Source organism: Zoogloea sp. GW822-FHT05C07 (genome assembly GCF_058800215.1).
The window spans coordinates 384,595-407,450 of sequence record NZ_CM179510.1 but is presented as its reverse complement, the minus strand read 5'-3'; the positions used below and the strand labels follow the sequence as shown (position 1 = coordinate 407,450).

At 61.7% G+C, this 22,856-nt stretch carries 17 protein-coding genes, 2 tRNA genes, 3 rRNA genes and 1 other RNA gene; 15 read left to right on the top strand and 8 right to left on the bottom strand.

Annotation, left to right across the window (positions count from 1 at the left end; all coding sequences use genetic code 11):
• The first annotated feature begins 8 nt into the window (after window positions 1–8).
• The 9 genes from AC3QL2_RS01955 to rrf all read left to right on the top strand — a co-directional run bounded on the left by AC3QL2_RS01955 (window position 9) and on the right by rrf (window position 7,976).
• On the top strand, window positions 9–476 hold the full coding sequence (locus tag AC3QL2_RS01955; RefSeq protein ID WP_493236414.1) for a prepilin-type N-terminal cleavage/methylation domain-containing protein: 468 nt from the start codon (window positions 9–11) through the stop codon (window positions 474–476).
• Entirely contained in the window at window positions 476–856 is a 381-nt protein-coding gene (locus AC3QL2_RS01950) for a type II secretion system protein (protein WP_493236416.1), read from the top strand. The genes AC3QL2_RS01955 and AC3QL2_RS01950 overlap by 1 nt, the downstream gene beginning before the upstream one ends.
• Entirely contained in the window at window positions 853–1,356 is a 504-nt protein-coding gene (locus tag AC3QL2_RS01945; RefSeq protein WP_493236417.1) for a type II secretion system protein, read from the top strand. The genes AC3QL2_RS01950 and AC3QL2_RS01945 overlap by 4 nt, the downstream gene beginning before the upstream one ends.
• Before the next feature lie 13 nt (window positions 1,357–1,369).
• Window positions 1,370–2,092: a helix-turn-helix transcriptional regulator gene (locus AC3QL2_RS01940; RefSeq protein ID WP_493236419.1), complete on the top strand. Its 723-nt coding sequence runs from the start codon at window positions 1,370–1,372 to the stop codon at window positions 2,090–2,092.
• 696 nt (window positions 2,093–2,788) lie between these two features.
• Window positions 2,789–4,326, top strand: a 16S ribosomal RNA gene (locus AC3QL2_RS01935).
• A 137-nt stretch (window positions 4,327–4,463) separates the two neighbouring features.
• Window positions 4,464–4,540, top strand: a tRNA-Ile gene (locus AC3QL2_RS01930).
• A 10-nt stretch (window positions 4,541–4,550) separates the two neighbouring features.
• Window positions 4,551–4,626: transfer RNA gene (locus tag AC3QL2_RS01925), tRNA-Ala, on the top strand.
• Between the two features lie 236 nt (window positions 4,627–4,862).
• Window positions 4,863–7,745, top strand: a 23S ribosomal RNA gene (locus AC3QL2_RS01920).
• 118 nt (window positions 7,746–7,863) lie between these two features.
• Window positions 7,864–7,976, top strand: a 5S ribosomal RNA gene (rrf, locus tag AC3QL2_RS01915).
• Together the 16S, 23S and 5S rRNA genes with 2 tRNA genes alongside form the textbook arrangement of a ribosomal RNA operon.
• A 98-nt stretch (window positions 7,977–8,074) precedes the next feature.
• On the opposite strand, the gene AC3QL2_RS01910 is transcribed toward rrf, so the two are convergent.
• The 8 genes from AC3QL2_RS01910 to AC3QL2_RS01875 form a co-directional block, all read right to left on the bottom strand.
• Window positions 8,075–8,821 (bottom strand): tyrosine-type recombinase/integrase, encoded by a 747-nt coding sequence (locus AC3QL2_RS01910; protein WP_493240338.1) that lies wholly within the window; start codon window positions 8,819–8,821, stop codon window positions 8,075–8,077.
• Window positions 8,778–9,071: an Arm DNA-binding domain-containing protein gene (locus AC3QL2_RS01905; RefSeq protein ID WP_493237128.1), complete on the bottom strand. Its 294-nt coding sequence runs from the start codon at window positions 9,069–9,071 to the stop codon at window positions 8,778–8,780. The genes AC3QL2_RS01910 and AC3QL2_RS01905 overlap by 44 nt, the downstream gene beginning before the upstream one ends.
• Before the next feature lie 310 nt (window positions 9,072–9,381).
• Entirely contained in the window at window positions 9,382–9,579 is a 198-nt protein-coding gene (locus AC3QL2_RS01900; RefSeq protein WP_493236103.1) for an Arm DNA-binding domain-containing protein, read from the bottom strand.
• Window positions 9,580–9,715: 136 nt separating this feature from the next.
• Window positions 9,716–10,079, bottom strand: a transfer-messenger RNA (tmRNA) gene (gene ssrA / locus AC3QL2_RS01895).
• 60 nt (window positions 10,080–10,139) lie between these two features.
• Window positions 10,140–10,796 (bottom strand): phosphoglycolate phosphatase, encoded by a 657-nt coding sequence (gene gph, locus AC3QL2_RS01890; protein WP_493236104.1) that lies wholly within the window; start codon window positions 10,794–10,796, stop codon window positions 10,140–10,142.
• Complete coding sequence (ubiG, locus tag AC3QL2_RS01885) at window positions 10,789–11,496, bottom strand: bifunctional 2-polyprenyl-6-hydroxyphenol methylase/3-demethylubiquinol 3-O-methyltransferase UbiG (RefSeq protein WP_493236105.1); 708 nt, start codon at window positions 11,494–11,496, stop codon at window positions 10,789–10,791. Before ubiG ends, gph begins: the two co-directional genes overlap by 8 nt.
• Before the next feature lie 118 nt (window positions 11,497–11,614).
• On the bottom strand, window positions 11,615–12,349 hold the full coding sequence (locus AC3QL2_RS01880) for an OmpA family protein (protein ID WP_493236106.1): 735 nt from the start codon (window positions 12,347–12,349) through the stop codon (window positions 11,615–11,617).
• Window positions 12,350–12,443: 94 nt separating this feature from the next.
• Window positions 12,444–13,763: a TRZ/ATZ family hydrolase gene (locus tag AC3QL2_RS01875; protein ID WP_493236107.1), complete on the bottom strand. Its 1,320-nt coding sequence runs from the start codon at window positions 13,761–13,763 to the stop codon at window positions 12,444–12,446.
• Window positions 13,764–13,969: 206 nt separating this feature from the next.
• Here AC3QL2_RS01875 and gyrA point away from each other — a divergent pair, with 206 nt between their 5' ends.
• The 6 genes from gyrA to AC3QL2_RS01845 are packed head-to-tail and all read left to right on the top strand — an operon-like array spanning window position 13,970 to window position 22,776.
• A complete protein-coding gene (gyrA, locus tag AC3QL2_RS01870; protein WP_493236108.1) occupies window positions 13,970–16,561 on the top strand; it encodes a DNA gyrase subunit A in 2,592 nt (863 codons plus the stop codon).
• 24 nt (window positions 16,562–16,585) lie between these two features.
• Window positions 16,586–17,668, top strand: coding sequence for a 3-phosphoserine/phosphohydroxythreonine transaminase (gene serC, locus AC3QL2_RS01865; protein WP_493236109.1), 1,083 nt, complete (start codon window positions 16,586–16,588; stop codon window positions 17,666–17,668).
• A 22-nt stretch (window positions 17,669–17,690) separates the two neighbouring features.
• Window positions 17,691–18,782, top strand: coding sequence for a prephenate dehydratase (gene pheA / locus AC3QL2_RS01860; protein WP_493236110.1), 1,092 nt, complete (start codon window positions 17,691–17,693; stop codon window positions 18,780–18,782).
• Window positions 18,783–18,798: 16 nt separating this feature from the next.
• A complete protein-coding gene (gene hisC / locus AC3QL2_RS01855) occupies window positions 18,799–19,896 on the top strand; it encodes a histidinol-phosphate transaminase (protein WP_493236111.1) in 1,098 nt (365 codons plus the stop codon).
• 12 nt (window positions 19,897–19,908) lie between these two features.
• Window positions 19,909–20,802 carry a prephenate dehydrogenase gene (locus AC3QL2_RS01850; protein ID WP_493236112.1) on the top strand — a complete coding sequence of 298 codons (894 nt, stop codon included), beginning with the start codon at window positions 19,909–19,911 and terminating at the stop codon, window positions 20,800–20,802.
• A gap of 15 nt (window positions 20,803–20,817) precedes the next feature.
• On the top strand, window positions 20,818–22,776 hold the full coding sequence (locus tag AC3QL2_RS01845) for a bifunctional 3-phosphoshikimate 1-carboxyvinyltransferase/cytidylate kinase (RefSeq protein WP_493236113.1): 1,959 nt from the start codon (window positions 20,818–20,820) through the stop codon (window positions 22,774–22,776).
• Window positions 22,777–22,856 lie beyond the last annotated feature (80 nt).

Genomic DNA, 22,856 nt, shown 5'->3' with positions numbered 1-22,856 from the left:
CTATATATATGAGCAGCCGCGGCTTCACGCTGATCGAGATGGTTGTCACCGTGGCGGTGGTGGCGGTGCTGGCCGCCATCGCGGTGCCGGTCGCTCAGCTCACCGCCCAGCGCGCCAAAGAGAGCGAACTGCGCCTGGCCCTGCGCCAGCTGCGTGAGGGCATCGACACCTACAAGCGTTACTCCGACGAAGGGCGCATCGCCCGTGCCGCCGATGGCAGCGGCTACCCCGAGACGCTGGAAGACCTGGTGCGCGGCATGCCCGACGCCCGCGCCCCCGGCCAGGCGCGCATTTACATCCTGCGGCGGATCCCGCGGGACCCTTTCGACACCAGCGGTCAGGACGCCGCGGCCGGCTGGGGCCTGCGCAGCTACGCCAGCCCGCCCGACGCGCCGCGGGAAGGGCGCGATGTGTACGACGTGTATTCCCGCGCACCGGGCAGTGGGCTCGATGGCGTGCCCTACCGGGAATGGTGATGGACATGCCGAACCGGGCCCGCCGGGGCTTCACACTGATCGAGCTGCTGGTGGTGATGGCCATCGTCGCGCTGCTCATCTCGATTGCCGCGCCGCGTTACTTCGTGCACCTGGAACGGGCGCGGGAGGCGGCCCTGGCTGAGACGCTGGCGGTTACCCGCGACGCCATCGACAAGTTCCGTGGCGACACCGGGCGTTATCCGCAGGACCTGGACGAGCTGGTGGACCGCCGCTACCTGCGCACCGCGCCAGTGGACCCGCTCACCGAACGTAGGGACGGCTGGCTGCTGGTAGCCCCGCCCGGCGGCAGCGGCGTGTGGGACCTGCACAGCAACGCCCCCGGCACGGCCCGCGACGGGCGCCCGTTCGGCGAGCTATGAGCACGCGGGCACGCCAGCGCGGCGTCACCTATCTCCTGATGCTGTTCGCGGTGGCGGCCCTGGGCTTCGGCCTGGCCCGCTTCGGCGGCCTGTGGTCGATCACCGCCCAGCGGGCGCGGGAGGCCGAGCTGCTGTTCATCGGCGGCGAATTCGCCCGCGCGCTGGCCAGCTACCAGGCCGCCCAGCCCGACGATCCGGCCGCTGCTCCGGCAACACTGGACGCGCTACTCATCGACCCGCGCGTGCCCTTTGTGCGGCGCCACCTGCGCCGCCCGTACCGCGACCCGATGACCGGCGCGGCGGACTGGGTGGTGGAGCGGCAGGGCGGCCGCATCGTCGGGCTGCACAGCCGCTCCGAGCGCGAGGCGCTGCGCACCGACGGCTTGCCCGAGTGGGTCAGCCCGCGCGGTGCGGCTTCAGGGGCACGCTATAGCGACTGGTTGTTCCGCCCGGCGGACATTACGTCCCCGCATCGTCCTTTGGCTGCGCCAAGGCAATGAGAGGGGCTCTGCGATGATGCTTCTTACCGACCTCGACCGGGAGCGTCTGCCGCTGGTGCTGGACGAGGCCATCCGCATCCGGCGCAGCCACCAGTTCTATTTGTGGACCCAGGGTGGGCTGCAGAGCTTCCTGCCCCATGAAACGCTGGTGTGCCTGAGCCATTGGTCCGGCGGCGGACGTGCCGAAGTGTTCTCCCGCCTGCCGCTGCCGGTCGGTGTGGAGGAGGGCGTCCGGAAGGCCGGCGAAGTCTTGAGTCGAGAGTGCGTTCGCCAGTGGCAGGCCCGTGACAGGCTTCCGTCGCGTGTGGATCCGTTGTCAGATTGTCCGACCCTGGCGAAGGCATTGGGGCCGCTGGCTGGTGGTGTGGCGCTGCTACACGCCAGCGAACTGGCTATGGAAGGCGGGGCCTGCGTCTTCATCTTCCTGGGGCTTCCCATTGCGCCCGGCGCGCGGGAAGCCTACTTCGCACAACTCCTGCAGCCCTATCTAGTCAATGCACTGGCAGGCCTGCATCTGGATGCCGGTTGTTCAAAGAGTGTGGAATCAGGCCTGTCGCCGCGACAGCGCCAGGTGCTGGCCGGCATCCGCAATGGCCTGTCCAATCGGGAGATCGCCGAAGCGCTCGGGCTGAGCCCCCAGACGGTCAAGAACCATGTCCAGCAGCTTCTCAACAAATTGAACGTGTCGAATCGCACCGAGGCTGCGCTTCATTCAGCGGGGTCTGGCGCTGATTGATGTGCGGCCATTACGCTGAAATCGGGTGTCGGGTGTCGGGTGTCGGGTGTCGGGTGTCGGGTGTCGGGTGTCGGGTGTCGGGTGTCGGGTGTCGGGTGTCGGGTGTCGGGTGTCGGGTGTCGGGTGTCGGGTGTCGGGTGTCGGGTGTCGGGTGTCGGGTGTCGGTGGGCGAGCCGTGACTGACGCGCATGCCCTAGGCCGCAGTTTGGGCTTTGGGAAGTACGACCCCAGATTTTCGATGTAAGTGACTGCGTGGCTTGAAGCTAGGCGCAGTCCTTTGGCGTGTGCGAAGTGGCAGCCGGTGAGGCGTACATTGGCGTCCCTGCGGCGCCTCGAGAATTATTTTCCCAAATGGTGTTGACGCATTCCGATAACTCTTTATAATGCGCAGCTCTTTCGCTGCAGCGCGTTACGCAATAAGCGCTACGGGGTGAGGAGGCGGTGCTGAAGCGGTTTGTGTGTTTCGGTGCTGGCGCGCTAAGTAGTTTGTTTCGAAGTGCTGAAACAAAATGCTTGACAGGGTTAAAAAGCTCTGTATAATGCGCACCTCTTCGCTGCTTCTGCAGCAGTTCTTTAAAAAGATGAACAACCGATAGGTGTGGGTGCTCGGTTTCGAGGGGTGACTGATTTATATCAGAAGCCACAAAGAAATTGAAGTATCTGCAGAAATCGTCAGGTTTCTGGAGTTTTTGGATTGAACTTAAGAGTTTGATCCTGGCTCAGATTGAACGCTGGCGGCATGCTTTACACATGCAAGTCGAACGGCAGCACGGGCTTCGGCCTGGTGGCGAGTGGCGAACGGGTGAGTAATGCATCGGAACGTGCCGTGTAATGGGGGATAACGTAGCGAAAGTTACGCTAATACCGCATACGCCCTGAGGGGGAAAGCGGGGGATCGTAAGACCTCGCGTTATACGAGCGGCCGATGTCGGATTAGCTAGTTGGTGGGGTAAAGGCCTACCAAGGCGACGATCCGTAGCGGGTCTGAGAGGATGATCCGCCACACTGGGACTGAGACACGGCCCAGACTCCTACGGGAGGCAGCAGTGGGGAATTTTGGACAATGGGCGAAAGCCTGATCCAGCCATGCCGCGTGAGTGAAGAAGGCCTTCGGGTTGTAAAGCTCTTTCAGTCGGAAAGAAATCCTTCGGGTTAATACCTCGGGGGGATGACGGTACCGACAGAAGAAGCACCGGCTAACTACGTGCCAGCAGCCGCGGTAATACGTAGGGTGCGAGCGTTAATCGGAATTACTGGGCGTAAAGCGTGCGCAGGCGGTGATGTAAGACAGATGTGAAATCCCCGGGCTCAACCTGGGAACTGCGTTTGTGACTGCATCACTCGAGTACGGCAGAGGGAGGTGGAATTCCGCGTGTAGCAGTGAAATGCGTAGAGATGCGGAGGAACACCGATGGCGAAGGCAGCCTCCTGGGCCAGTACTGACGCTCATGCACGAAAGCGTGGGGAGCAAACAGGATTAGATACCCTGGTAGTCCACGCCCTAAACGATGTCAACTAGTTGTTCGGTGAGGAGACTCATTGAGTAACGCAGCTAACGCGTGAAGTTGACCGCCTGGGGAGTACGGCCGCAAGGTTAAAACTCAAAGGAATTGACGGGGACCCGCACAAGCGGTGGATGATGTGGATTAATTCGATGCAACGCGAAAAACCTTACCTACCCTTGACATGCCAGGAACTTGCCAGAGATGGCTTGGTGCTCGAAAGAGAGCCTGGACACAGGTGCTGCATGGCTGTCGTCAGCTCGTGTCGTGAGATGTTGGGTTAAGTCCCGCAACGAGCGCAACCCTTGTCATTAGTTGCCAGCATTAAGTTGGGCACTCTAATGAGACTGCCGGTGACAAACCGGAGGAAGGTGGGGATGACGTCAAGTCCTCATGGCCCTTATGGGTAGGGCTTCACACGTCATACAATGGTCGGTACAGAGGGTTGCCAAGCCGCGAGGTGGAGCCAATCCCAGAAAGCCGATCGTAGTCCGGATTGGAGTCTGCAACTCGACTCCATGAAGTCGGAATCGCTAGTAATCGCAGATCAGCATGCTGCGGTGAATACGTTCCCGGGTCTTGTACACACCGCCCGTCACACCATGGGAGTGGGGTTTACCAGAAGTAGGTAGCTTAACCGCAAGGAGGGCGCTTACCACGGTGAGCTTCATGACTGGGGTGAAGTCGTAACAAGGTAGCCGTATCGGAAGGTGCGGCTGGATCACCTCCTTTCTAGAGAAAAACCTCTGAATCGAGTATCCACAACCTATCGGTTGTTTTTTAAAGAACAGTGAGAGGCTGGGCGTCAGGCAGTGAGACATCGCGGGCTGATGTCGGGCTGTCTGGGCTGATCCTCGAAACAGTAATGGGGGTCAGTAGCTCAGTCGGTTAGAGCACCGTCTTGATAAGGCGGGGGTCGTAGGTTCGATTCCTACCTGACCCACCAAGCGATCAAAGGGGGCATAGCTCAGCTGGGAGAGCACCGGCTTTGCAAGCCGGGGGTCGTCGGTTCGATCCCGACTGCCTCCACCAGAGATCAGAACAAAGCAGCACGGTGCGTGTGCTTTGTTCTGGTTTTTGCCAGTAAGACTGTTCGATCTTTAACAAAGTGGAAGAAGTGTGTAGCGTCTGTTGATGAGACAGAGGCTACATGGGTTGTGTGATTGCATTTGCATCACTGCTGGCTTTGAACCAGCACAGTGGTGATGCGCACAAGCGCGAGTTCGTCGATAGCTTTGTCTCTGAGCAATCAGAGTGCAACGTTATAGGATCAAGCGACAAAGTGCATGTGGTGGATGCCTTGGCGATCACAGGCGATGAAGGACGTGCAAGCCTGCGAAAAGCGGGGGGGAGCTGGCAATGGAGCTTTGATCCCCCGATATCCGAATGGGGAAACCCACCTCTTTTGAGGTATCCCTGACTGAATTCATAGGTCAGTGGAAGCGAACCGGGAGAACTGAAACATCTAAGTACCCCGAGGAAAAGAAATCAACCGAGATTCCCCAAGTAGTGGCGAGCGAACGGGGATGAGCCTGCACGACTAAACCGGTTACTTAACAGAACAAGCTGGAAAGCTTGGCCATAGTGGGTGATAGCCCCGTATGTGAAAAGTAGCCGGCGGGTCTGAGCGTGCGACAAGTAGGGCGGGACACGTGAAATCCTGTCTGAAGATGGGGGGACCATCCTCCAAGGCTAAATACTCGTGATCGACCGATAGTGAACCAGTACCGTGAGGGAAAGGCGAAAAGAACCCCGGGAGGGGAGTGAAATAGATCCTGAAACCGCATGCATACAAACAGTGGGAGCCTCGCAAGGGGTGACTGCGTACCTTTTGTATAATGGGTCAGCGACTTACGTTCAGTAGCAAGCTTAACCGGATAGGGGAGGCGTAGCGAAAGCGAGTCTGATAAGGGCGATTCAGTTGCTGGGCGTAGACCCGAAACCAAGTGATCTATCCATGGCCAGGATGAAGGTGCGGTAACACGCACTGGAGGTCCGAACCCACTAATGTTGAAAAATTAGGGGATGAGCTGTGGATAGGGGTGAAAGGCTAAACAAACTTGGAAATAGCTGGTTCTCCCCGAAAACTATTTAGGTAGTGCCTCGTGCGGACACTTCCGGGGGTAGAGCACTGTAATCGTTGGGGGGGTCATTGCGATCTACCCCGCGATAGCAAACTCCGAATACCGGAAAGTGATACACGGGAGACAGACGGTGGGTGCTAACGTCCATCGTCAAGAGGGAAACAACCCAGACCGCCAGCTAAGGTCCCAAATACATGGCTAAGTGGAAAACGAGGTGGGAAGGCATAGACAGCTAGGAGGTTGGCTTAGAAGCAGCCACCCTTTAAAGAAAGCGTAATAGCTCACTAGTCGAGTCGTCCTGCGCGGAAGATGTAACGGGGCTCAAGCCATGAACCGAAGCTGCGGATCTCGTAAGAGATGGTAGGGGAGCGTTCTGTAAGTCTGTGAAGGTGTCTTGTAAAGGATGCTGGAGATATCAGAAGTGCGAATGCTGACATGAGTAGCGATAAAGGGTGTGAAAAGCACCCTCGCCGAAAGCCCAAGGTTTCCTGCGCAACGTTCATCGACGCAGGGTGAGTCGGCCCCTAAGGCGAGGCAGAAATGCGTAGTCGATGGGAAACAGGTCAATATTCCTGTACCGCTCTATGATGCGATGGGGGGACGGAGAAGGTTAGGTCAGCCGGGTGTTGGACGTCCCGGTTTAAGCGTGTAGGCGTGCTCTTTAGGCAAATCCGGAGAGCTTAGCTGAGGCGTGACGACGAGGTCTCTTTGAGACCGAAGTGATTGATACCCTGCTTCCAGGAAAAGCCTCTAAGCTTCAGTCATAGAGTGACCGTACCGCAAACCGACACAGGTGGGCAGGTAGAAGATACTAAGGCGCTTGAGAGAACTCAGGAGAAGGAACTCGGCAAATTGATACCGTAACTTCGGGAGAAGGTATGCCTCGGTAGCTTGTAGGAGTACATCCGAAGGGCGAAGAGGCCGCAGAGAATCGGTGGCTGCGACTGTTTATTAAAAACACAGCACTCTGCAAACACGAAAGTGGACGTATAGGGTGTGACGCCTGCCCGGTGCCGGAAGGTTAAGTGATGGGGTGCAAGCTCTTGATCGAAGCCCCGGTAAACGGCGGCCGTAACTATAACGGTCCTAAGGTAGCGAAATTCCTTGTCGGGTAAGTTCCGACCTGCACGAATGGCGTAACGATGGCCACACTGTCTCCTCCTGAGACTCAGCGAAGTTGAAGTGTTTGTGAAGATGCAATCTCCCCGCGGCTAGACGGAAAGACCCCATGAACCTTTACTGTAGCTTTGCATTGGACTTTGACGGGACTTGTGTAGGATAGGTGGGAGGCGCTGAGACCAGGACGCTAGTTCTGGTGGAGCCGTCCTTGAAATACCACCCTGGTGTCGTTGAGGTTCTAACCTAGGTCTGTGAATCCAGATCGGGGACCGTGCATGGTAGGCAGTTTGACTGGGGCGGTCTCCTCCCAAAAGGTAACGGAGGAGTACGAAGGTCTTCTAGGTACGGTCGGACATCGTACTGATAGTGCAATGGCAAAAGAAGGCTTGACTGCGAGACCGACAAGTCGAGCAGGTGCGAAAGCAGGTCATAGTGATCCGGTGGTTCTGTATGGAAGGGCCATCGCTCAACGGATAAAAGGTACTCTGGGGATAACAGGCTGATTCCGCCCAAGAGTTCACATCGACGGCGGAGTTTGGCACCTCGATGTCGGCTCATCACATCCTGGGGCTGTAGCCGGTCCCAAGGGTATGGCTGTTCGCCATTTAAAGTGGTACGTGAGCTGGGTTTAAAACGTCGTGAGACAGTTTGGTCCCTATCTGCCGTGGGCGCTGGATATTTGAGGGGGCCTGCTCCTAGTACGAGAGGACCGGAGTGGACGGATCTCTGGTGTACCGGTTGTGACGCCAGTCGCATCGCCGGGTAGCTAAATCCGGAAGAGATAACCGCTGAAAGCATCTAAGCGGGAAACTCGCCTCAAGATGAGATATCCCTGGGAACTTGATTCCCCTGAAGGGTCGTTGAAGACCACGACGTTGATAGGCTGGGTGTGGAAGCGCAGTAATGCGTTAAGCTAACCAGTACTAATTGCCCGTGAGGCTTGATCCTATAACCTTGCAAAAAAGTGCAAGATGAACACCGCGCACAGCGCAGTCACACACCCCACAGAACACTTCTTCCCTTTGACGCTCAGCGCGAAAGCGCGCCTGAGCGGTACAAGTTATAGTCTGACGACCATAGCGTCTTGGAACCACCCCTTCCCATCCCGAACAGGACCGTGAAACGAGACCGCGCCGATGATAGTGCACAGCCGTGCGTGAAAGTAGGTCATCGTCAGACTAACCCATCGAAGCCCCCGCAGAGTTCTCTGCGGGGGCTTTTTGTATTGGCCGGCAACACAAAACAAGATCCCGCCAACGCCTGCATTCAACCCTTGCTCAGGTGTTAGCAGTTGATACAGAACCCAGCTGGCCATCGCGCGGAAGCCGTGCCCGGTCATCTCGGTTTTGGTGTCGTAGCCCATGCGGCGTAGGGCTGCATTCACTGTGGTGTTGCTCATGCACTTCTTCGGATCTCGGCCGGAGAACACGAACTGTCCACGCCCGGTCAGCGGCTTCAGGTCGCGCAGGATCGCCACGGCCTGGGGCGCCAGCGGGACGAGGTGCGGCGTCGTGATACCTTTGCGGGCCCATCCCTTCATCCGGCTGGCCGGGATGTTTCATTCGCCTTTGTCCAGATCGATCTCTACCCACTCGGCTTGTCGCAACTCGCCAGGGCGGACGAACCACCAGGGCCGACAGCTTCAGGGCTGATTGGACGATCAGGGGGCCCCGGAAGGCGTCGATGGCGCGGAGCAGGGCGCCCACCTCGGCCGGGGCGGTGATCGCGGCCATGTGCTTTTCACGGGTCGGGGGGAGGACGCCGCGCAGGTCGCCGGTCAGGTCGCGTTCAGCGCGTCCAGTCGCCACGGCATATCGGAACACCTGGCCGCAGTTCTGGAGCGCACGGTGGGCCGTCTCCAACCTTCCACGGGCTTCAATGCGGCGGATCGTAGTCAGCGCCTCGGGGGCATTCAGGTCGGCAATATGCTTGTCGCCGATCCACGGGAACACGTCGCGCTCCAGGCGCTTGATGATCTTGTCAGCGTGGTCGAGTGTCCAGGTAGGAGCATCTTGGTGAACCACTCGCGGGCCACCGTCTCGAAGCTGTTGGCCACAGCGTCGGCGCAGGCGTTCTTGTGGGCCTTCTTGTGTTCGCCCGGGTCGATAGGAGACGGCGGGCTTCGTCGCGGCGGTCGCGTGCCGCTTTGAGGGGTACATCAGGATAGGCGCCGAAGGACAGCCGTTTCTCTTTCCCGTCGATGCGATATTTCAAGCGCCAGAGTTTCCCGCCTGCCGGTGAGATCTCAAGGTACAGGCCGCCGCCGTCGAACATCCGGACTGGTTTCTCGCCCGGCTTGGCGGAGCGGATAGCGGAGTCGGTTAGGGGCATTTTTCACCTCGTGGGGGCACGCTGCGGGTTGCATCCAGGGCCGCGCAGCTCGGCTGTTTCAAGATGGAGTCAAGGTGACGTAGCGGGCGCCAAGGCGGAAAGAAAGCGCACCATCGCTATCCAGCAGGAAGCGGGTGGCTGTTTTCTGGCGGGCCTGCTCGTCGTTCTTTCGGATACGCTCCTGGCGTGATCGCTCGGATCTACGCCGGCCGCAAGAAGGGATCTCGCGGCATCTCGCCGCTCACGTGCTGCTTCATTCAAGGCTGGTTTCCGGATACACGCCACAGGAGAGCGTGTTTTGCTTGCCTGCCCATCGGTAGCGCAGGCGCCAGTACTTCGCGCCGTTGGGGCGGATCTCGAGGTAGAGCCCAAGTCCGTCCGTTACCTTGTAGGTTGTGCCGCGCGGGCGGAGTGCCTCAATGGAGGCGGGATCTAGGGGCGTTGGGGGCATCCATTCCTCCAATAATGCCCCCACGAAGGGCCGGCTTGCAATAGCCTGTACCGGAACACTACAGACGTAAAAAAGGCCGAGAACCCTGATATTGCTAGGTTTCTCGGCCTTCTCCGGAACATCCCGGACTCGATTCTGGTGGAGCCGGGGGGAATCGAACCCCCGTCCGCAAGCCCTCTACAGTCAGTTCTACATACTTAGCCGACTAATTTGAATTTAACCCGGAGTTTAGCCAATCGGCAGGCCGACTACAGGCGAGTCACCTAGAGTTTCGCGCGAGACCAAGTAACCCGATCTGTTGCTAGTTCCTGTAAATGACACTGCATTGGGTTTGACCCCATCTGACCCAGGAACGAATCAGTGCAGTGGCTTAGGCCTTAAGCGGCCAGAGCGAAACGCTCGTCGTTGGCGTTTGTAGTTTTCCAGTGGATTTACGAGGTAACTGGTCCTCGGTATGCACTGATCTGCTTTGCAACCCACGTCGAAGCCAGGTCGGCCCCATGCTTGTTACATGCATTGGTTTCCAGCCTGAGCTGGAAGTTCCGTATCCTAACACAAACTCAAGGTCTTCTCAGTAGCTCCAGGATTTCCAATGGGTGCTGGATGATTACATCCGCTTCCCAGGCCTGGATTGCGGCGCCGTTGCCGAGATAGCCGTAGGCGGCGGCCACGGTCTTCATGCCGGCGGCGCGCCCCGCCGTGATGTCGCGGATGTCGTCGCCAACATAGAGGCACTGCAGTGGGTTGGTGCCGGAAACCTGGCAGGCGTGCAGTAGTGGATCAGGATGAGGCTTGGCGCGGGCGGCGGTGTTTCCACCTACGATGCAGTGGCTGCGTTCGGCGAGCCCGAGGGTTTCGATGATGGGGCGTGCGAAGCGCTCGGCCTTGTTGGTGACGATGCCCCAGGCGATACCGTCGGCGTCAAGTGCGTCGAGGAGTTCGGCCATGCCTGCGAAGAGCTGAGTTTCGACGCAGAGGGCGTCGGCGTACAGGTCTAGGAAGCGTTTGACCATTGGCGGATAGTCGGCCATATCAGGCGTCAGTCCGAAGCCCATACCGAGCAAGCCGCGCACGCCGTTGGAAACCATCGGGCGTAGTTGCTCGAACGGTGTTTCTGGGCGTCCGTGTTCGGCCTGAAGGCGATGTAGTGTGCCGATGAGATCCGGTGCGGTGTCGGCGAGTGTGCCGTCCAGGTCGAAAAAGACGGCTTCAGCCACGCTTTGAAGCCCGCATCAGGTAATTCACATCGGCATTGGGGCCGAGGGAATAGACCTGGCTGAGCGGGTTGTAATGCATCCCGGTCAGGTCTTCTACATCGAGTCCGGCTTCGCGCACATAGCGGGCGAGTTCGGACGGCTTGATGAATTTGGCGTACTCATGGGTGCCCTTGGGCAGCAGCTTGAGGACGTATTCTGCGCCGACAACCGCCATCAGATAGGACTTGAGGTTGCGGTTGAGGGTGGAGAAGAACACATGCCCGCCGGGTTTGACCAGCGCGGCGCAGGCGCGAATGGTACTGGCCGGATCGGGAACGTGTTCGAGCATTTCCATGCAGGTCACGACGTCGAAGCCTTCGGGATTCTCGCGAGCGATGTCTTCGGCGGAAATGTGTCGATAATCGACGGTCTGGCCGCTTTCGTAGAGGTGCAGGCGAGCGACGCCGAGGGCTTTTTCGGAGAGATCCACACCGGTGACCTGGGCGCCACGGGCCGCCATAGATTCGGCCAGGATGCCGCCGCCGCAGCCGATGTCGACGACACGCTTGCCCGTAAGGCCGGCGGCGGAGTCGATCCAGTCGAGGCGCAGGGGGTTGATCTGGTGGAGAGGCTTGAATTCAGATTCCGGGTCCCACCAACGGTGGGCGAGGTCACTGAATTTCTGCAGTTCGGCGGGATCGGCGTTCATGGAGTCGGACATCAGCAGTGGTCGGTAATCAGGTTGGGATTGTATGCGAGAGGCTGGCCCGCGCTCAAAAACAAAAAGCCCTGCAGTGCAGGGCTTTTTGCGAACTGGCGCGGAACCAGCGTATCGGCGATTACTTGGTGCCGATGACTTCGATTTCCACGCGGCGGTCCGGCTGCAGGCAGTCGACCAGCTTCTTATTCTTGCCGGACTCCTTGCCGAGGTTCTTGCAGGAGTCGCCGGTGACGGGCTGCTTCTTGCCCTTGCCTTCGGTGTAGACGCGGTTGGCTTCGACGCCCTTGCTGACCAGGTAGCTCTTCACAGCGGCAGCGCGCTTTTCGGAGAGCTTCTGGTTGTAGGCGTCGCCACCGATACGGTCGGTGTGGCCAACAGCCAGGATGACTTCCAGCTTGACGTCCTTGGACTTGGCGGCCAGGTCGTCGAGCTTGGTCTTGCCGGCGGGCAGCAGGACAGCCTTGTCGAATTCGAAGAGGGCATCGGCAGCCAGCTTGATCTTTTCAGCAACGGGGGCCGGAGCGGCAACCGGAGCCGGAGCGCTCTTGGCGCCAGCAGCCGGGGCAGCAGCGGTCTTCACGCACTTGTCCTGGGGTACGACGTCCTTGTCGCACTCGCAGCCAACCGGGAACTCGCCGGCCATGGTGGTGGAGGCAGCCGCCGGGGTCCAGTAGCCGGTGCGCCAGCACAGGTCGTGGCCGCTACGGGCAACAACGGAACGGGCGTCGATCACGTAGGGGACTTCGCCTTTCGTATCCACGACGACATCTTTGGCGAAGCTCGCGGAGGCGGACAGGCCGAGAGCGGCCATTGCGGCGGCAATCAGCAGTTGTTTTTTGGCTTGTTTGATCATCGTTTTCCTCGTCGCAAGGCAAAGGGGGTAGAACCGGAAATTACTTACTTGCTGAAGTTGAGTTGCCGCAAGGCACTCAGGCAGCATATCCAATTCATTGGCGGAACTTATTCTGCCATAGCCGGACGGCGCTCAATAGCTCGGTGTTGGTTATTTGCAACAGTTTTCCGCTGGCTACACGCCGTTCGCCGGCAACCCACACATCTGATACAACGCGCCGGCCAAGTACATAGATCAGGTGCGAGATCGGATCGAAGCAAGGCAAGTCGTCCACGTCGTCTACACCCACGGCACATAGATCGGCGGCTTTACCGGGAAGGAGGGAGCCGATGGTCGAGTCGAGTCCGAGTGCTTGGGCGCCGTATAGCGTTGCCATGCGCAGGGCCTGGTGGGCGGGGAGGGTGGAGGCGTCACAGCTGCTCAGCTTGGCGAGCAGGCTGGCCTGGTGCATTTCGCGAAACAGGTCGAGCCGGTTGTTGCTAGCCGCGCCATCGCTACCCAATCCAACCGTGATGTGTCTATCCAGCAGGGTGGAGATTGGCGCTGCGCCGCTGGCCAGTTTCATATTGGACGTCGGGCAGTGGGCGACAGAACAGTTGTGCAAAGCCAGGCGTTCGATGTCTTCGTTGTCGAGGTGGACGGCGTGCACACCGATCAGGTTGGGTCCCAGCAGTCCGAGGTCATCGAGACGGGCGAGGGGGCGTTGTCCATGGTCGCGCAAGCTGTCGGAAATTTCCGTAGCCGTTTCGTGGATATGGATATGAACAGGAAGATCGAGCTCGTCCGCCAGCGCGCCAACCCGTTCGAATGTGCGATTGGATACGGTATAGGGGGCGTGGGGGGCCAAGGCAAAACGTATGCGAGGATGGTTCTGCCACTGGTCGTGGGCGGCGAGTCCCTTGTGCAGATAGTCATCTGCGTCCGCCGCGTACTGTGACGGGAACTCCAGGACGGTGATGCCCAGTACGGCCCGCATGCCGAGGCGGTCGAATGCGTCGGCGGCCGCCTCAGGGAAGAAGTACATGTCGTTGCAGGTGGTGATGCCGCCACGCAGCATCTCCGCCCCGGCCAGCAAGCTGCCGTCCCTCACGAAGGCAGGGGAGACGTGGCGTGCTTCGGCCGGCCAGATGGCTTCCTGCAGCCAGCGCATCAGCGGAAGGTCGTCGGCCAGGCCGCGCATCAGCGTCATGGCGGCATGGCAGTGTAGATTGACGAGGCCCGGGATCAGGATGTGCTCGGGCAGCTGGACATGTTCTTGCGCCGAGAATTTTGCGCGGGCCTCGCCGGTTGGAAGTATCTCGACGATCCTGCCGTCGCGGATGGCGACAGTGTGGTGTTCCAGCGTGGTGTCGTCGGGCTCGACCGGGATGATCCAGCGCGCCTCGATGAGCAGGTCGACCTCGATGGGCGTCATGGCTGTTCTCGTTGTTTGTATTGGGCGAAAGGGTGTCCCGCGTCGTGTCCGGTCGGGGTTGGTCGATTAGAGCATATGCGCTGCGGCTGTCACAATTGGCCGGGGCCGTGCCGTGGTGGGGTAGCGCAGGCGGGAGTAGGGCTCTCGCGGCGTGCTAAACTCGCGTCTTTTCGTCTTTTCGACGAACTGTCGATTCCCGCGGTGCCATGATCCCGTTCGCCAAAGAAACTCTCCCTATCAGCCTCGAAGACGAGATGCGTCACGCCTACCTGGATTACGCGATGAGCGTGATCGTCGGGCGAGCCCTGCCGGATGTGCGTGACGGCCTCAAACCCGTGCATCGGCGCGTACTGTTTGCGATGCACGAACTGGGCAACGACTGGAACAAGGCTTACAAGAAGTCCGCCCGTATCGTCGGTGACGTGATCGGTAAGTATCACCCCCACGGCGATCAGTCCGTATATGACACCATCGTCCGCATGGCACAGAATTTCTCGCTGCGCTACATGCTGGTGGACGGCCAGGGCAACTTCGGTTCGGTGGACGGCGACAGCGCGGCGGCCATGCGTTACACCGAAATCCGCATGGCCAAGATCGGCCATGAGCTGCTGGCCGACATCGACAAGGAAACGGTCGACTTCGGGCCGAACTACGACGGCTCGGAGAAGGAGCCGCTGGTGTTGCCGGCGCGCATCCCGAATTTGCTGATCAACGGTTCCGGCGGTATTGCCGTCGGTATGGCGACCAACATCCCACCGCACAACCTCAGCGAAGTTGTCGATGCCTGTCTGCGCCTGTTGCAGGAGCCGGACGTGTCGATCGACGAGCTGATCAAGATCGTGCCGGCGCCGGACTTCCCGACCGCGGGTCTGATCTACGGCCTGTCCGGCGTACACGAGGGCTATCGCACCGGCCGTGGCCGCGTGGTGATGCGTGCGCGCACCCACTTTGAAGACATCGGCAAGGGCGATCGCCAGGCGATCATCGTCGACGAGATTCCGTACCAGGTTAACAAGAAGACCCTGCTCGAGAAGATTGCCGAGCTGGTGAACGAGAAGAGGATCGAGGGCATTAGCGAGATCCGTGACGAGTCGGACAAGTCCGGCATGCGCGTGGTCATCGAGCTTAAGCGCAACGAAGTGCCTGACGTGGTGCTGAACAACCTGTTCAAGCAGACCCAGCTGCAGGACACCTTCGGCATGAACATGGTGGCGCTGGTGGACGGCAAGCCGCGTCTGCTGAACCTGCGCCAGATGGTGGAGTGCTTCCTGGCGCACCGCCGCGAAGTGGTCACCCGCCGCACGATCTTCGAACTGCGCAAGGCGCGCGAGCGTGGTCACATTCTCGAAGGCTTGGCTGTCGCACTCTCCAACGTGGACGAGATCATCGCGCTGATCAAGGCCGCGCCGACCCCGCCGGAAGCCAAGAAAGCGCTGATGGGGCGCGAGTGGCGCTCGGCGCTGGTGGAGGAAATGCTGGCCCGCGCGACTTCCGACAGCTTCCGTCCCGAAGGCCTGGCGCCGGAGTTCGGCCTGTCCGCCCAGGGCTACCGCCTGTCCGACGCCCAGGCCCAGGCCATCCTTGAGCTGCGCCTGCAGCGCCTGACCGGCCTGGAGCAGGACAAGATCGTTGCCGAGTACAAGGAGGTGATGGCCAACATCGCCGACCTGCTCGACATCCTGGCCCGCCCGGAGCGGATCACCGCAATCATCGGTGACGAGCTGACGCTCATCAAGCAGCAGTTCGGCGACCCGCGGCGTTCCGAGGTGGTGATGAACACCGCCGACATCAACATCGAAGACCTGATCGCCCCGCAGGACATGGTGGTGACCTTGTCCCATACCGGCTACTTCAAGCGTCAGCCGCTCACCGACTACCGTGCCCAGAAGCGCGGCGGTCGTGGCAAGCAGGCGGCGGCGGTGAAGGACGACGATTTTGTCGACCAGCTCTTCGTCGCCAATACCCACGACCACATCCTGTGCTTCTCCAATCGAGGCCGCCTGTACTGGCTCAAGGTGTACGAAGTGCCGGAAGGCACTCGGAACTCCCGTGGCAAGCCGATCGTCAACCTTTTCCCGCTGCTCGACGGCGAGAAGATTACCGCCGTGCTGCCGGTCAAGGAGTTCGACGAAGGGCATTTCATCTTCATGGCCACCGCCGAGGGCACGGTCAAGAAGACGCCGCTCACCGACTTCTCCAACCCGCGCAAGGCCGGCATCATTGCCGTGGGCCTGGATGAGGGCGACTACCTGGTCGGGGTGGCGATCACCGACGGCAAGCATGACGTGATGCTCTTCTCCGACGCCGGCAAGGCGGTGCGCTTCAGCGAGAACGACGTGCGTCCGATGGGCCGCCAGGCCCGCGGTGTGCGCGGCATGACGCTGGAGGACGGGCAGACCGTGATCGCCATGTTGGTGGCCGAGAACGAAGAGCAGAGCGTGCTGACGGCCACCGAGAACGGTTTTGGCAAGCGTACGCCGATCGGCGAGTACACCCGCCACGGCCGCGGTACCAAGGGCATGATCGCCATCCAGACCTCCGACCGTAACGGCAAGGTGGTGGCGGCAACCCTGGTGACCGAGAAGGATCAGATCATGCTGATCACCACCGGTGGCGTGCTGGTGCGGACCCGCGTGGCCGAGATCCGCGAGATGGGTCGTGCCACCCAGGGCGTCACGCTGATTTCGGTGGACGAGGGCAGCAAGCTGTCCGGCGTGCAGAAGATTCTTGAAGGCGATGAAGAAGAGCAGGACGTGACGGGCGAGGCCGGGGCCGAAGGCGCTGCGCCGGAAGCCTGAGCGAACTGAGGAAGGATTCAGACGATGCGGATTTTCAATTTCTCGGCGGGCCCTGCCGTTCTGCCGAGCAAGGTGCTCGAACAGGTGCGCGACGAACTGCTCGACTGGCAGGGCACCGGCATGAGCGTCATGGAAGTGAGCCACCGGGGCAAGGATTTCACCGGTGTGATCGAGGCGGCCGAGGCCGACCTGCGCACGCTGATGGGTATCCCGTCCAACTACAAGGTGCTGTTCCTGCAGGGCGGCGCGACGCAGCAGTTCGCGCAGATCCCAATGAACCTCCTGGACGGGCGTTCCGCCGACTACATCGTCACCGGCTCGTGGTCCAAGAAGGCCTACAAGGAAGCCCAGCGTTTCGGCGCCGTGCGCCTGGCCGGCTCGAGCGAAGCCGACAATTTCATGCGGGTGCCGGGGGCTGACGAGCTGAAGCTCGATCCGCAGGCGGCCTACCTGCACATCTGCACCAACGAGACCATCCACGGCGTCGAGATGTTCGATCTGCCGACCGCGCCGGCGGGTGTGCCGCTGGTGGCGGACATGAGCTCGCACATTCTGTCGCGCCCGATGGACGTGTCCCGTTACGGCCTGATCTATGCCGGCGCGCAGAAGAACATCGGCCCGGCCGGGCTGGTCATCGTGATCGTGCGCGAAGACCTGCTAGGCAAGGCCTCCGCGATCACGCCGAGCGTCATGGACTACGCGACGATGGCGGAGAACGGCTCCATGCTCAACACGCCGCCGACCTTCGGCATCTACCTGGCCGGCCTGATCTTCAAGGACCTGCTGGCGCAGGGCGGCCTGGAGGCGGTGGAGCAGACCAATATCGCCAAGGCGCAGCTCGTCTACGATGCCATTGCGTCCAGCGGCGGCTTTTACCGCAACCCGGTGCAGGAGGCTTTCCGCTCGCGCATGAACGTGCCGTTCACGCTGGCCAATCCGGCGCTGGATGCCGCTTTCCTGGCCGAGGCCGCCGAGCGGCAGCTGTCCGGCCTGAAGGGGCACAAGTCGGTGGGCGGCATGCGCGCATCCATCTACAACGCGATGACGCTGGACGGTGTGCGGGCGCTGGTGGACCTGATGCAGGATTTCGCCGCGCGCAAGGCGTGAGCGTTACGGACGAGGAGAAGGCATGAACGACGAGATGCTGCGTGAGCTCGGCGTGGTGCGCGAGCAGATCGACACCATCGACGCGCAGATGCTGGCGCTGCTCAACCAGCGCGCCAAGTGTGCCCAGCACGTGGGCGAGATCAAGGCCAGGTATGGCGACGCCGGTTATATCTACCGGCCGGAGCGGGAGGCGCAGGTGTTGCGGCGCATCCAGTCCCTGAACGAAGGGCCGCTGCCGAACGAAAGTGTGACTTTCTTCTTCCGGGAAGTGATGTCGGCCTGTCTGTCGCTGGAAAATCCGCTGGGTGTCGCCTTTCTGGGGCCGCTCGGCACGTTCTCTGAGAGCGCCGCGGTCAAGCAGTTCGGGCACGCCGCGCGCCTGGCCCCGCAGACGACCATCGACGACGTGTTCCGTGAAGTGGAAGCCGGGCATGCGGACTACGGCGTGGCACCGGTGGAGAACTCCACCGAAGGGGCGGTTGGCCGGACCCTCGATCTGCTGCTGGGCTCCTCGCTGAAGATCTGCGGCGAGGTCGTGCTGCGTATCCACCAGAATCTGCTGACCCGTGAGACGGAGCTGTCGGCGATCCGCAAGGTGTATTCCCACGCTCAGTCCCTGGCCCAGTGCCATGAATGGCTGAACGGCAACCTGCCGGGCGTGCCGCGCATCTCGGTCGGCAGCAATGCGGAGGCCGCGCGTCTGGCTTCTCTTGAGCCCGGTGTGGCGGCGATTGCCGGCGAAGCCGCGTCCGAGCGCTACGACCTGCCGCGGCTGGTCGAGAGCATCGAGGACGAGCCCAACAACACCACGCGCTTCCTGGTGCTCGGCCGCCATGATGCGGGGCGCACCGGGGCGGACAAGACATCGCTGATCATGTCGGCCACCAACCGTCCGGGTGCGGTGCACGAACTCCTCGCGCCGCTGGCTGATGCCGGGGTTTCGATGACCCGTCTCGAATCGCGTCCGGCCCGCGCTGCCCTGTGGGAATACGTGTTCTACGTGGACATCGACGGCCATCGCGATGATCCGGCAGTGAAGGCCGCCCTCGATGACCTGGCACGCAACGCCGCCTATCTGAAGATCCTGGGCTCCTACCCCCAGGCTGTGTACTGATTCCCAGGAGTTGTTCATGTCTTTGTGCGATCTGGCGCCCGCTCATATCCGGGCCATTTCTCCCTATCAGCCCGGCAAGCCGATTTCCGAGCTGGCGCGCGAAATGGGTCTGGCCGAGGAATCCATCGTCAAGCTGGCCTCCAACGAGAATCCGCTGGGCGTCGGCGAGAAGGCCCGTGAGGCCATGCTCGAGGTGGTGGCGGACATCGCCCGCTATCCAGACGGCAACGGCTTTGAGTTGAAGGACGCGCTGCATCGTCGCTACAGTGTGGGCCACGACCAGATCGTGCTGGGAAACGGTTCCAACGACGTGCTCGAACTGGCCGCCCGCGCCTTCCTCGGGCCGGGCATCGATGCTGTGTATTCCCAGCACGCATTCGCGGTGTATCCGCTGGCGACGCAGGAGGCGGGCGCACGGGGCATCGAGGTGCCGGCCAAGCACTTCGGCCATGATCTGGACGCTATGCTGGCCGCCATTACGCCGGCGACCCGGGTGCTGTTCATTGCCAACCCCAACAATCCGACTGGCACCTTCCTGCCTGGAGCGGAGATCGAGGCCTTCCTCGCCCGCGTGCCCGGGCATGTGCTGGTGGTCCTCGACGAGGCCTACACCGAATACCTGTCGCCGGAGCAGCGTTACGACGCGATCGCGTGGCTCAAGCGTTTCCCGAACCTGCTGATCAGCCGCACCTTCTCCAAGGCCTATGGCCTGGCTGGGCTGCGCGTCGGCTACGGTCTGGCCAGTCCGGCTGTCATTGATCTGTTGAACCGGGTGCGCCAGCCTTTCAATGTGTGCAGCCTCGGTCTGGTGGCCGCCGCCGCAGCCTTGTTTGACGACGAATTCCTCGCGCGCAGCTACGAGCTCAACCGCACCGGCATGGCTCAACTGACCGCCGGTTTCGTCGAGCTCGGCCTCGACTGGATCCCGTCCGCCGGCAATTTCGTGACCTTCAAGGTCGGCAACGGGGCTGCGGTCAATCAGGCGCTGCTCAAGCAGGGCGTCATCGTCCGGCCGATCGGCGCCTACGGAATGCCGGAATGGTTGCGGGTTTCCATCGGCCTGGAAAGCGAGAACGCACGCTTCCTCGAGGCCCTGCCGGTGGCGCTGGGCTAAATGGGGCCCACCGTGAAGATGATCGACAAGCTGGTGGTCTGCGGCGTCGGTCTGATCGGCGGCTCGGTGGCCCTGGCCCTGCGCCAGGCGCGGCTGGTCAATCGCATCGTCGGCGTCGGCCGGCGGCCCGAGCCGCTGGCGGTGGCCCGCCAGTTGGGCGTGATCGACGAGATTTCTACCGACTGGGCCGAGGCCCTCGACGGTGCCGACATGGTGCTGCTGGCGATGCCGGTCGGCCAGATGGATGCGGTGGCCGCGGCGATGGCGCCACACCTGTCCGCCGGAACCATCGTGACGGATGCGGGCAGCACCAAGCGTGACGTGATTGAGGCGATCTACCGCCACCTGGGTGCCCATCTGGCCAACGTGGTGCCGGCCCATCCCATCGCCGGTGCGGAAAAGAGTGGGCCGGCGGCGGCCCGTGCGGAGCTGTATCGCGGCCGCAAGGTCGTCGTAACGCCGTTGCCGGAGAATGCCCCCGAGTCCGTGGCACGGGTCCGTGAGCTGTGGGCCGCCTGCGGCGCGGTGCTGCACGAGATGAGTCCGCAGGAGCACGACCGGGTTTTCGCGGCGGTCAGTCATCTGCCGCATCTGCTGGCCTTCGGTCTTGTTCATGACCTGGCCGGTCGGGCCAATGCCGAGCAGCTGTTCAGCTACGCGGCGAGCGGTTTCCGGGACTTCACCCGCGTGGCAGGCAGCCATCCGGAGATGTGGCGGGACATCTGCGTGGCCAACCGGCATTCGCTGCTGGCCGAGTTGGATGCCTACCTGTCCGAGCTGGCCTATCTGCGTGCGCTGCTGGTAGCCGGTGACGGACCTGCTCTAGAAAAGGTTTTCGACGAGTCCAGTCGCGCCCGCAACGCGTGGGCGGACAAGGCATTTCCCGCGACGCCCTCGGGCGAGTAATCAAAAGGAGTTTTCATGGAATTCATCGACCTGCCTCCGATGCAGAAGGCCGCGGGCACGGTGCGCCTGCCGGGCTCCAAGAGTATTTCCAATCGCGTCTTGCTGCTTGCTGCGCTGGCAGAAGGCGATACGCTGGTCGAAGACCTGCTGGACTCCGACGATACGCGGGTGATGCGCAATGCGATCGTTGCCCTCGGCGTGGCGGTGACGGAGGAGGGCGAGGCGCTACGCGTGAAGGGCTGCGGCGGACGTTTCAGCAATCTGCGGGCCGATATCTTCGTCGGCAATTCCGGGCTGAGCATCCGTACTCTGGTGCCGGCCATCGTGACGAGTTTGTCTGGTTGTGCGGATGAGGCCGCCGAGGTGCGTCTGTCCGGCGTGCCGCGCATGCATGAGCGGCCGATCGGCGACCTGGTGGATGGTCTCAAACAGTTGGGCGCGCAGGTCGAGTGGCTGGGACAGGAGGGCTATCCGCCGTTGGCGCTGAAGCCCGCGGATCTTGCTGCGGAGCGGGTCAGCGTGCGCGGCAACGTGTCGAGCCAGTTCCTGACCGGTCTGCTGCAGGCCGCGCCGCTGGTGGCACGGGACAAGCCGCTGGTCATCGAGGTGGAGGGCGAGCTGATCAGCCGTCCCTACGTGGAGATCACCCTCAACCTGATGGAGCGCTTCGGCGTCTTTGTGCAACGCGAGGGCTGGAGCCGTTTCATCGTGCCGGCTGGCCAGCGCTATACGTCGCCCGGCCGCATTGCGGTGGAAGGGGATGCATCGACGGCCAGCTATTTCCTGGCTGCGGGGGCTCTGGGCGGCGGTCCGGTCCGCGTGGTCGGGGCGGGGCGCCGCAGCATCCAGGGCGACGTCAAGTTTGCCGAGGCGCTTGCGAAGATGGGGGCGCAGATCGTCTGGGGCGAAGACTGGATCGAGGCGAGCGCGCCGGCATCCGGCCGCCTGAAGGCCTTCGACCTCGACCTGAACCACATCCCCGATGCGGCCATGACGCTGGCGGTCGCCGCGCTGTTCGCGGACGGGCCCAGCGTGCTGCGCAACATCGGCAGCTGGCGGGTCAAGGAGACCGATCGCATCGCCGCGATGGCTGCCGAGCTGCGCAAGCTCGGCGCCACGGTCGAGGAGTATCCGGAAAGCATCAAGGTCATTCCGCCTGCGCAGCTCAAGCCGGCGGTGATCGATACCTACGACGACCATCGCGTGGCGATGTGCTTCTCGCTGGCGACATTGGGTGGACCCTACGTGCGCATCAACGACCCGAAGTGCGTGAACAAGACCTTCCCGGCTTACTTCACAACCTTCGCGGGCATTGCGACGCCGGCTCCGGTGGTGGCGATCGACGGTCCGTCGGCCTCCGGCAAGGGGACCGTGGCGGCGCGGGTGGCCGAGGCGCTGGGCTTCGATCATCTGGACAGCGGTGCGCTGTACCGTCTGGTGGCGTTGGCCGCTGCGCGGCAGGGGGTGGCGCTGGACGACGAGCCCCGTCTGGAGAGCATCGCCGCGGCGCTGCCGGCGCGTTTCGACGGTGATCGGGTGTTGCTGGATGGTGACGACGTGACCGAGGCTATTCGTAGCGAGGAGTGTTCGGCGGGTGCCTCCAAGGTGGCGGTGCTGCCGGCGGTGCGCGACGCGCTGTTCTGGCGGCAGCGGGCCTACCGCAAGTCGCCCGGCTTGGTGGCGGAAGGGCGTGACATGGGGTCGGTGGTTTTTCCCGATGCCGGCCTGAAGATCTTCCTGACCGCCTCCGCGGAGACGCGTGCGGAGCGACGCTATAAGCAGTTGATCGATAAAGGAATGGCTGCTAACATGACAGATCTGCTCAAAGACTTGCATGAACGTGACGCGCGGGATTCCCAGCGCGCCGTTGCGCCTTTGACGCGGGGCGAAGACGTGGTGCTGCTCGATACGTCCGGAATGACTGCCCAGCAGGCGGTCGATTTCGTGATCGAGCGGGTCGCGCCTCACAACTAATTTTTTGCTGTAAAGGATCTTCCCGAACCATGAGGAACGGGAAGGTATGTTCAACCAGGAGCCGTTTCGCGACGGTTGTA